At 41.7% G+C, this 10921-nt stretch carries 8 protein-coding genes and 1 pseudogene; 7 read left to right on the top strand and 2 right to left on the bottom strand.

What is annotated here, in order from left to right; genetic code table 11:
• Nucleotides 1-456 (bottom strand): annotated as a pseudogene (locus L693_RS28190) (accessory Sec system translocase SecA2); the annotation flags it as partial.
• 415 nt (nt 457-871) lie between these two features.
• The gene (locus tag L693_RS0115550; RefSeq protein WP_081752151.1) at nt 872-1738 is read right to left on the bottom strand and encodes an IS3 family transposase; all 867 of its coding nucleotides are present in this window, start codon (nt 1736-1738) and stop codon (nt 872-874) included.
• A 359-nt stretch (nt 1739-2097) separates the two neighbouring features.
• Here L693_RS0115550 and L693_RS30650 point away from each other — a divergent pair, with 359 nt between their 5' ends.
• From L693_RS30650 to L693_RS0115510, 7 genes are all read left to right on the top strand, one after another.
• Nucleotides 2098-2355, top strand: coding sequence for a hypothetical protein (locus L693_RS30650; RefSeq protein ID WP_049825177.1), 258 nt, complete (start codon nt 2098-2100; stop codon nt 2353-2355).
• 320 nt (nt 2356-2675) lie between these two features.
• A complete protein-coding gene (locus L693_RS0115535) occupies nt 2676-3623 on the top strand; it encodes an ABC transporter ATP-binding protein (RefSeq protein ID WP_025718060.1) in 948 nt (315 codons plus the stop codon).
• A 12-nt stretch (nt 3624-3635) separates the two neighbouring features.
• Nucleotides 3636-4412 carry an ABC transporter permease gene (locus L693_RS0115530; RefSeq protein WP_025718058.1) on the top strand — a complete coding sequence of 259 codons (777 nt, stop codon included), beginning with the start codon at nt 3636-3638 and terminating at the stop codon, nt 4410-4412.
• Entirely contained in the window at nt 4409-5398 is a 990-nt protein-coding gene (locus L693_RS0115525; protein ID WP_025718056.1) for an ABC transporter permease, read from the top strand. Before L693_RS0115530 ends, L693_RS0115525 begins: the two co-directional genes overlap by 4 nt.
• A 67-nt stretch (nt 5399-5465) precedes the next feature.
• A complete protein-coding gene (locus L693_RS0115520; protein WP_025718055.1) occupies nt 5466-8084 on the top strand; it encodes a LuxR C-terminal-related transcriptional regulator in 2619 nt (872 codons plus the stop codon).
• 1040 nt (nt 8085-9124) lie between these two features.
• Complete coding sequence (locus tag L693_RS0115515) at nt 9125-9835, top strand: alpha/beta hydrolase (RefSeq protein ID WP_025718053.1); 711 nt, start codon at nt 9125-9127, stop codon at nt 9833-9835.
• Nucleotides 9805-10302 carry a tyrosine-type recombinase/integrase gene (locus tag L693_RS0115510; protein WP_025718051.1) on the top strand — a complete coding sequence of 166 codons (498 nt, stop codon included), beginning with the start codon at nt 9805-9807 and terminating at the stop codon, nt 10300-10302. The genes L693_RS0115515 and L693_RS0115510 overlap by 31 nt, the downstream gene beginning before the upstream one ends.
• The last annotated feature ends 619 nt before the right edge of the window (nt 10303-10921 follow it).

The raw sequence follows: 10921 nt of genomic DNA, 5'->3' as shown, positions 1-10921 counted from the left end.
TAACCCGAGGAAACGATAGATCGGGCCCATCCACTCCACATCTCGATTTGCCAAATAATCGTTAAAAGTCAGCACATGAACACCTTCGCCGGTCAGCGCATTTAGATAAGCAGGCATAACAGCAGAGAGCGTTTTTCCTTCACCGGTATGCTGCTCGATCAAAAACCCCTCATGCAGAGCGATGGCAGCCATGATCTGGACATCGTAAGGCTGTAATCCGAGCTTTCGCTTCGTTGCCTCGCAGACTAGCGCATAGGCATCGACAAGCAGCTCATCCAAAGGCGTACCTGATTTTGCTTCCTTTTTCAGCCTGAGAGATTCTGATTTCAGCCGCTGATCGTCCCATGCTTCCAAATTCCGTTTCTTAATGAGCTCCGCTTTGTCCCGATAGCCTTTCAGCTTATTCTGGGTATCGTGGTCTTTGAATTTTTGCATCAACTTGACGGCTAAATTCATCGTAATTTGATCCCTCCTCGGTAGAAATACGCGATTCTATAGTGGCTAAAGTATAATCAAACTCTATATCAATAGCAAAGTTTGGAATAGAAAAATAACTCCCTTGCTTCATTAACGGACCAGTTGCCGTTAACACTTGCGCTCTTAGCCGCTGACAACCTTCAATGTAACGCCATATGACATGCCGAACATCGGATAATCCACGTAAGGAACGGCATTCATGATGAACCGTGAGTACACTTAAGTCTGGACAAAGAACGATGCAAATGCCGTGACTCTGCCATCGGTAGGACATTTAAGGTCAATGTCCTCACAAAAGCGGTTAAACACCCGAACTTTTGAGTCTAAGTCACTTAATATAGCGATGGCTTAGTTTTTCATGGTTTTCTCACACTTTAACGGTCTTAGCCTGCACTTACTGCATAGCTATGGCTTGGCGGAACTGCTTCGGTGCTAAATCATAGAGGCTTCCGTGCATTCGCCGCTCATTGTAAAATCGAATATAGCTCGTCACCGTTTCGTATGCCTCTCGGTAGCTACTGAACTCGTACCGCTGCAGACATTCTGCTTCCAACAAACTGTGGAAGGATTCAATATGTGCATTCTTGTTAGGCGTCTTTGGAGGGATTCTCTCGTGTGTCACGTCATGTGTTACACACGCCTCCTCAAAGACGTGGGAAATGAATTGCGGTCCGTTGTCGGTGCGAATCACGGGGCGCTGTTCGGTCTCAAAGAGCTGTCGCTGCCACAAGGTGCGCTGAATCAAACCTGCTGCATGTTTACCTTCACAGGACAGTCCCATGTGGAAATCGATGACCTCACGGTCTAAGACATCTATGACGCACAGTAAGTAGAAGAAGCGCTGCTCTCCTGCGATGTAGCCATACTTAATGTCCATTTCCCAGAGCTCGTTTGAGGTCTTAATCTCGCGGTTATTCGCCAGTTTGCGCGGATGTTTCAGGCGCTTTCTTCGTTGTGGCTGAAGCATCTTCATTTTAGCAAGCAACCGGTATACTTTCTTCTTGTTAATGACCAAGTGATGCTCACGCTGTAAGCAGATCGTCAGCTTGCGATAACCATAGACCTCCGTTTCGTCGTTTAGCAGCTCACAGAGCCATTCCTGGATCTGGCCGTCACTCATCGGTACGCCAGTCTTGGTCATGGAGAAACCAGGCACAGGACGACCGCCTTTGTGTTTCACAGAGGTCTGGTTGCTTGGCTGTTTCTTACGGTAATAATAAATCTGTTCGCTCACACCGACGATCCGCAGAATGCGGCTCACTGCATGCCCCAGCTTAATCCATTTGTCGGCTATTTCAATTTTGGCGGCGCGCTACTTGTGAAGCATTCCCAACTTCTCTGGCTTCTTGAATCACTTGCTGTTTGAACTCCATCGTAAAACGTCTCCGTTGCATAAAAAATCCCCTCCACTGGTTCTTCATCTAGCTTACTACGTTAAGTAACCTAGACTCAAATCCAATTTCGGGGCTTAAGAGGAATGTACAAGCTAAATTCACGGCCGGAGTTCTAGTTTTAGATGGAGGACGAGGCACTATCAAGGTTGAGGGTACATTCGGAGAGGTGGCCGGGATTACAGAGTCCTCTAACGTACAGATAAAGTTAAGTACTGGAGATGTCTCAATGAATGAGCTTCGTGGTGATGCGGATATCCGGCTGACGGGAGGAAGCGCTACATTGGGCTGGACTGAACTAACAGGTAGGGAGCGAATTAATGTTCATTGCGGGACCGGAGGGATTGACGTACTCTTACCTGCTATAGAAACCACGGTTCTTGATCAAGGATTTCTCCCCCGCGCCAAGCGGATAACAACACATACAGGGTCAGAAATCTCGGGAGTTATTGGTATAGGTACGTTTGACATAAAACATTGGCAGTAGGGTATTAATTATTGAAGGAGCTTGCAAAACGGCAAGCTCCTTCAATAATTATACGCCTTTAATCCGACCATGTGGGTACCACAAGCAAAAATTTTGAGATATATTCTGTTGAAGTACGGAACTGGACAAAAACGTAGGAAGATGATGAAATGCTTCAAACGGTTTGATATGGAATATTGGTGGAGCATGAGTCGATAAACATCAGAGGATGAAACTGTCTTAGAGGGGAAAATCAACCTTATGAATCGACCCTTTGGTTGATTTATTATATTGGCTTGCGCGGTAAGATGAGAACATAAAATAAGAGGAGTGGTGCTGTTATGATCTCTAATTCACCTATCATCGAAGTAAGCGAGCTAAGCAAAAGCTTTGGTAGCCGCACGGCGCTGAACAATGTAACGTTCGATGTGCATCAAGGTGAAATTTTATGTTTTCTTGGCCCTAATGGGGCAGGAAAGACTACAACAATCAATATTTTGTCTACCTCGCTGCGCGGGGACCAGGGAAATATCCGATACTGTGGAGAGCCAGTGGAACAGCTAATGAGCCAATACAAACGTGAACTTGGAATTGTTCCACAGGATTTAGCGGTGTATGAGGACATATCAGCCGAAGCTAACGTTCGTTTTTTTGCTTCGCTATATGGTTTGACGGGTACGGAACTAGAGCAAGGTACAAATGAAGCGCTTGAAATCGTCGGATTGACGGACCGGCGTAAAGATAAACCGAAGACATACTCTGGAGGAATGAAGCGGAGGCTCAACATGGCTTGTGCCATCGCGCATCGTCCTAAAATGATTATTATGGACGAACCGACGGTAGGTATTGATCCCCAGTCTCGAAACCATATTCTTGGATCAATCCGCAAGCTGAGAGACGAGGGAGCAACGATCATCTATACGACACACTACATGGAAGAAGTGGAGGAAATATCTACTCGAATATTGATTATTGATCACGGCGAGGTTATCGCTTCCGGTACCAAAGAAGAATTAAAGGAACGGCTTGCCGATGAGAAACGTTACGAAGTAGAGGTTGAAGAAATAAATGAAATGCCTGATATTGATCTATACCGAATCGACGGCGTTAAGAAAGTAGACATCGTCGGAAACCGGATTCACATCTCAACTCTAAAAGGGATTGAAAATCTGGACCAAATCATTGTGAACATAACCTCAAATGGACTTAAAATTATTAATCTGACAGGCTTTTCGCCCAGTCTGGAGATGGTTTTTCTCAATTTGACTGGTCGTACGCTTCGGGATTAGGAGGAAAAGACAATGACCGATTCGAGAAAAAAAACGGGGCTGCTATTTCCATTTTCCATTATTCTTAAGCGGGATTTTATCAACTTGGCTACGAATGTCTCACTTATCTTGAGTAACACTATTTTTCCACTACTTTTAATCTTTGTGCTTGGTTATTTGGGTGGAGGGCTATATGGTGGAAGTGACGTTACCTCTTACGATTACTATGGCGTGACGATTCTAATTTACAGCGCTTTAAACGTATCCATGACGGCTGCAAATAGTTTTATGGATCAAAATGTGAAACGTAGCAATCTTCGCATATTGTACGCACCGATCCCAAAGTCGTTCATTTACTTGTCCAAAACTGCGGCCACGTTCCTATTTACAGGCCTTTGCTCCATTGTACTTGTAGCACTACTTCAACTCGTGTTTAACATTCGGCTAGGTGGAACCTCCGCAGTTTACACAGCTGTTGTACTTCTTTGTTTCGATTTGTTTTCATCTGCACTCGGTGTCCTATTCTGTTGTCTCTTTAAAGGTGAGGAATTAACAAACAAAATTCTTTCGATAATAAACAGCGTGCTCGCAATACTGGGTGGTTTGTTTTTCCAATTAGACGGCCTCGGTAGGACGGCGGAAGTCATATCCTTTTTCTCCCCAGTCAAATGGGTCGTTGAAACTGTGTTACGTATCGTTTACGACGGAGATTTCAGCTTGTTTCTACCAACACTGTTAAGCTTTGTTATAGCGTCCCTACTACTCTTATGGGGCTGTAAACGAACTTTCAAAACGGAGGACTATATATGAAAACGACCTTTCGAATTTTTTGCAATCATTCCCTTCGTATGTGGAACCGCAGGAATGTTATTGTGATTACCCTAATAATGACGTTGGCATCAATGGCGCTGGCAATCTATTTTACAGCTCAATCAGAATTGAAAGGCACCTTAGCAGTGGTAACAAGCCAAAAAGTGAGTTTGACCCTCAGCTCAGAGCAGTATCGGATTCAATATTTGCAGCAGCCGCCGCCACCTAAATCTGAGCTGGTAAAAAATAGATATGATGCAGTGGTTACTTTCAATAGCGACGGCTCTCATCGTATTGAATCATTGAAATCAGATGAATTTAAGCAGCAGCTAGAGCAAGCGATTGTCCGCCCGCATGCGCCGTTGCCTGTAATGCCTCAAAGAGGAATTGGGACCAACATATTGGGTTACCTTACCATGTTCCTGCTTATTCAAGCTTTGTTCTATTTACAGTTGTTTTCGGATGACAAAAAAACGGGCACGTTTCGACGGACTGCCGTATCTCCTGCAGGAATTGTTCCCTATTTGTCAGCACAATGTCTATTTGGATTTATGGCTGTTTATGTTCCGACATGGCTAGTGTTAGCCCTAGCGAAAGCTGTAGGAATTAATATCGGATTTGGTCTTGGCACATACTCTTTACTTCTTGTCTTGCCTGCGCTGTTAGCAGTATCTTTTGCTCTGTTTATGGCAGCGTGGATCGAGAATTCTGATAATGGGCTATCATTATCTTCAGCCATTATTCTTTTAAGTTCAGTGCTTTCGGGCAGCTTTTACACAATTGCTCATGAGAACGGTGTTATGAAGGTTATTACAAGTGTTTTCCCACAACAGCATTTTATAACGCTCGTTCAAGAAATGGAGTTAAAAGGAGCAGTAGGGTTGTATTGGGAGCACGCACTTTATGTGATTGTAGCGTCCGCAGTGTTGGCGGCGGCAGGGTGGCTCATTTGTAAGAACCGTTTTCGTAAAGGATTCTACGGGTAACTTCGGAATTTCGTGTTATAGTAAAATTAGATATTCTCACACGAACTGAGGCAGGTGAAAAGAAAAGATGGGTAGTTTTCAGCTGCTTTCTGCCAAATTGAAAGCACCCGCATTACGTAAGCAATATGTCCCGCGTCCTGAATTGTATCGGAAACTTGATAGACTCTCTGATCACAAGGTTTTGGTCGTGCAAGGCTCAGCAGGAAGTGGAAAAACCACACTTATGACATCCTACATGAGCGAGCGGCCAAATCTTGGATGGTATTGGATTACGCTTGACGAAGCGAATAACGACGCGCGTTCTTTTTGGTATTACGTTTTAGAAGCGTTAAAGGGACTGTTAGGACAAGAGCCAGAGCACTTGCGTACAATGTTTGACGCACTATCCCAAAAGCCTAATTTGGATCACCTGCTTGTGCTACTAGTCAATCGGTTGGAGGAATGCAGAGCAGTAGGAACGCTGGTATTAGATGATTTTCACTTTATTGATGACACGACCTTACTTCAAAGTCTGACATTTTTTCTTCGCTTCAGTCCCGAATCAATCCGCATTGTTCTGCTGACCAGAGAAACTCCAAGGTTATATTTGGGAGAGCTTGCCATGTCGGGAAAATACCTGGAGGTTAACGAACGCGAATTAGCATTTACCCACGAAGAAGCGAAATTATTTCTGACTCAAACGCTTAGTTTAACACTCGAACCCTCAACTATTCACAAGTTGTATCAATGGGCTGAAGGATGGGTGGGCGGCTTACAACTGTCTGCTCTTGCGGTTGTTCACCATACGCATACTTTGACGGAGCCAGTCGGAATCTTGAACAGATACATGGTTGATTATTTGTCTAATGAGATTTTGCGGTCGGTATCGGAGTGGGAGCAACAGTTCATGCTTCAGACATCTGTGCTTGCATATTTCAATGAAAAGATATGTAATTGGATGCTCGGCATTAATGATGCGGCGGTGATTATCACAAGGTTGGTAGAAAAGCATTTGTTTGTGATCACCGTGGATGAGGAAGAAGGTTTATATCGTTATCATCAGGTATTTGGGGATTTTTTAAGGGCAAAGCTTCGCGAGCAAGGAGAAGATACAGTACGATCGCTCCATCTTAGAGCAGCAGAAGCTTATGAACGAATGGGAAGTAGTGAAGAGAGCCTCCAGCATTATTTGTGGGCTGAGGCTTATAAAGAAGCTATACGTTTATTATTAGCAACAGGACATCACTTCCCCAATTGGACGTACCTTCGGCAAATTCCGCTTGACATTTTATCTTGCAGTCGCCCACTTATGTTTCAGCGGTTGTTTTATCACTTTTGTAACTTAGAAATTGAAGATATGAGGCAAATCATAAATTTAACACCACAGCAAGAGGGAGATGGATTAGGGAGCTTGTTTCAGTTGTGTCGTTTTATGCTAGGAGATGAAGTTTTTGATCTACCTGTTGGAATGGAATGGCTCGGAAACTGGGAATCTTTAGAAATGGATGCAGTTACGCGTGCCATTATTTTGGTAACTGGTGGTACAATGTTGTCGCTTAAAGATCAATTTGCGACAGCCATGAATTGGCTCAATCAAGCAAAACGGTTGGAAAAATTGTCGCCAAATCCTTTTTTGCGCTTTTCTATCTTGAGCAGCCAAGCCCAAGTGCTGGAAACGTTAGGTGAATTTTCGGCATGTCTGTCACTGTATGAAATCATGTTTGATCTTTGTGAGAATTATCCTATGCTACATCCAATGAAAGTTATCAACTGGATCGGGCTAACTGGCATCCAATTAAAGATGATGAAGCTTGAATTGGCTGAAGAGTCAATTGCTACGGCTAAACAAATATTTTTCGACGATGACAGTCAATTAAAAAGTGCATACTTATATAACGAAATGGAACTTCGAGTACTTCACGGCGATAACACACGCGCGATTGAATTACTGGAGGAACTTAAGAAATTTCCCCTTTATCAAAGTCCTACCTATTTTACGTCTATTTTAAAATACATGCTCAGGTATGGATTGAGTAACATTGAAATGGAAAATGAACTATTGAATAGAGTCGAAGAACCACACTCCAAAGCTTTTATACGCTTGGAAGATCGTTTGGCGTGTGCTCGGATTCGCGTAGCAAGAGGAGAAAAAGAGCTTGCCTATCAGCACCTTGACGTATTACTGCCTCATGCAAGAAAACATGGAATTCGAACCATTCTGGTAGAAGGGTTATTATTAAAGATGACTCTGATAGCTTCTGCATCAAGCGTGCCGGGAAAAGAATTGTTTCAAGTACTCCGAGAAGCTGTTCATTACGGATATGAAAACGAGTACCTGTCTCCTTTTTGTTTGGAGATGGAGAGACTTCGCCCTTATTTCGGTCTATTTTTGAAAGATCCGGATCAGGAATTAAATTCCAAAGAAAAATGCTTTGCACAGCTTATACAGACACTCTTGGAACAATCAAAAATGCAAGTATCTTTGCCCGTATCACCTAAGGAGCGTGAAAAAGCCATTCTCAGTGAGCGTGAGCTTGAGGTACTTCAAGTGTTAGCCAAGGGACGTAGTAACAAAGAGATAGGAGTTATGCTGTGTATTTCATTAGCTACAGTTAAATCTCACGTCATCAATATTTACGCGAAACTCCAGGTATCTAACCGAGTAGAGGCTGTAGAGCGGGGGAGAGAGCTTGGATTACTTTATTAAATAGAGTATTGGACTCTATTCACTTCTTAAAATACTTGTATGACCACATTTCGGTAAGTTTGAGGCGTGTACTGGTTTCCTTAGTTGTAATGAATAATCGGTCCAGTCACGTCTTTATTACTGATGTTTCATATATATTAAAACTCAAGGCTTTTCATTTGTTAATTGATAAATCTATAAACGATTAACTGAAAGCTTTCTGTGTTAAAATTGCCTTTTAGTTATTTACAAAGCCGAGTCTCACGATATAAATCCATATTTACTATGTAATGTTATAGTTAATATAGAATTTAATACCGTCATCAAAGATTTCTCCTATATAAGACGCAAATAAGAAATTAACGATGTCAATCAAGTCGCTAAATCGGGTAATCAACAGTTAACAGACGCATATAATCAGTAATGTAAATGTGGAGCTTCTTATGTTGAGGAGTCTGCATACAAGAGGAACAAATGGGGCTGTAACGAAAGTGGCGATATTGTTTTCTGGATAACAAGAAGGGTATGGTTGATACGATTAAAGGGAAAGTTTGGTATATGACGAATAGGTATTTTGTGGAGAGGTGAACATTTAACATAGCGTTAAACTCAGTGATATCAAGGGTTATGACATAATGTAGAAAGCCTGAGTTCCAGCTTCAGCTATTCTCATATTAACAGTTACGGGTAAGATACTCACGCAAAGCCCAGACACAGCGATAGGTGTTACCACAGATAAAATGGTCGGTATTGAATTTGATGATAGAGAGTGCAGTCATGTAATTCTTGGGTGCTAACATCCTCCTGTGGGGCTATTTGCAGTTTGGTTTTTATTACCATTGTAATATCATATGGTATAGCACTCAATTAAAAAATTCGGAATCGGGTGAAAGTATGGTACTGACAGACAAGACAGCTCCTAAAGGTTAAAAACACATACTACTACTTTTAGGAGGATAATCATGAATTCTAACAAAATAAATTTGGAGCAGTGGAATCGCAAAGAACATTTTGAACAGGGAGACAACATACAACTGGCTGTTTTAAGCGAGGATAAAGTAATGATAAAACAAGAATTGAAAATAGAGGGTATCCCGGCAATTTTGTGGGGTGGTAAATCAGATAAGATATTTATAGCTATCCACGGTAATATGTCAAACAAGGCAGATGATGCGATCGTTATATTTGCTGAAGAAGCAACGGTACAAGGGTATCAAGTCATTAGTTTTGATTTGCCTGAACATGGTGACCGCAAAGAAGAAGCATACGCCTGTAAAGTTCAAAATTGTGTTGATGATCTTGACATAATCATGCGTTACACACAAAAGCAATCGGATGACATCAGTATCTTCGCTTGTAGCATGGGTGCGTATTTTAGTTTGCTTGCTTATAATAATTTCCCACTTAAACAATGCCTGTTTCTTTCTCCAGTGCTGGATATGGAGAGAATAATCAAAAATATGATGACATGGTTCAGTGTAAGTGAGGATAGATTAAAAGTTGAAAGAGAAATATCTACACCCATTGGACAAACGCTTTATTGGGATTATTACTGCTATGTTAAATCACATCCGGTTGATACATGGAATAAGCCAACTGCCATTCTTTATGGTTCTGAAGATGACTTATGTGAATATGATGTAATATCTACATTTGCAAGCCGATTTCATTGCCAACTAAAAGTGATGAAGCATGGAAAACATTATTTTCACACCAAGGAGCAACTGCAGTTTTATAGGCAGTGGTTGAAAGAACATTTATTCGCAAATTAAGCATAATGGGAAGCAAGGAGTTTTATCTCACTGCTTCCCATTTTGCATACTTACGTGTGTCTGAACTATGTTCACTCAATCGTAGTGATGTAACTATGTCAGAACGTGGAGGGAAATTGATTGTACGCAAAAGTAAAGGTGGCGAGTCACGTTCTTTACCACTGGCTGTTGACGTGCGTTACCATATCAGTAAATACCTTGACTCAAGGACGGATGAAAACGAAGCCTTGTTTATCAGTAATGAACGTAAACGTATTTCAATTAGAACGGTACAGCATATGCTAAGTAAGTATGGAACGCATCCCCATGCACTCAGACATACATTTGTGCGTACCCTTGTTAAATCAGGAAATGATATTGCAGCCGTGGCTGAAATGGCTGGGCATAAAGATGTAAATGTAACACGCCGCTATTCTAAACCAGATGAACAAGAAATGATTACAGCAATTGAAAGAGCATTCTCATAATAATCATGTGTACACTACGTACACACTGCGGCTTAGATGATTTATGTCTAGGCTTTTTTGTGATTTAATAACCATATATTGGTGTTGAATTGAATAAAGGGGGATAGTTTACACCCAAAACGCTTGTTTAATTTCCAAATAATGCTGTAGCACTTCCTTCTACACACTGAAGTTATTTTATAAGCGAATGATTCAGCTATTCAGGCATATGAACAATTTTCTCCGATGTCGGAGAATTTAAGTGCCAGTAAAATATTCGAAATGCTCTCTCTGCCTGAATCTGTTGATACCGAAACGCAAAATTTTGCGTTTCGGGGGGGGGGGGGTTTTAAATTAAATCACCATTCAATTTCCATAAATATGGGCATAGCACTTATACTCCCCGATTCAGCTTATTTTTTGACACGATACAATATGCAAATTGTTGACGGTTGTTGGTCTGCTTCACATGTCAATTCTAAACCGAATCTATAGATAAATTACAAAGGAAAATGAGTATCAATGTTCAATCAGGTAACTTTGCATGGCTTGAGTAGTACCGCTATTTTCTACTATAGATTATCAAGTAAAGAACAAGGCTACATGATGATACCCTTAATCAAGAAATCATTGTAAACTA

Source organism: Paenibacillus sp. 1-18 (assembly GCF_000520755.1).
In the GTDB taxonomy this organism is placed as follows: Bacteria; Bacillota; Bacilli; order Paenibacillales; family Paenibacillaceae; genus Paenibacillus; species Paenibacillus brasilensis.
The sequence above is the reverse complement of the archived record's forward strand: the minus strand, read 5'-3'. Positions and strand labels throughout refer to the sequence as shown.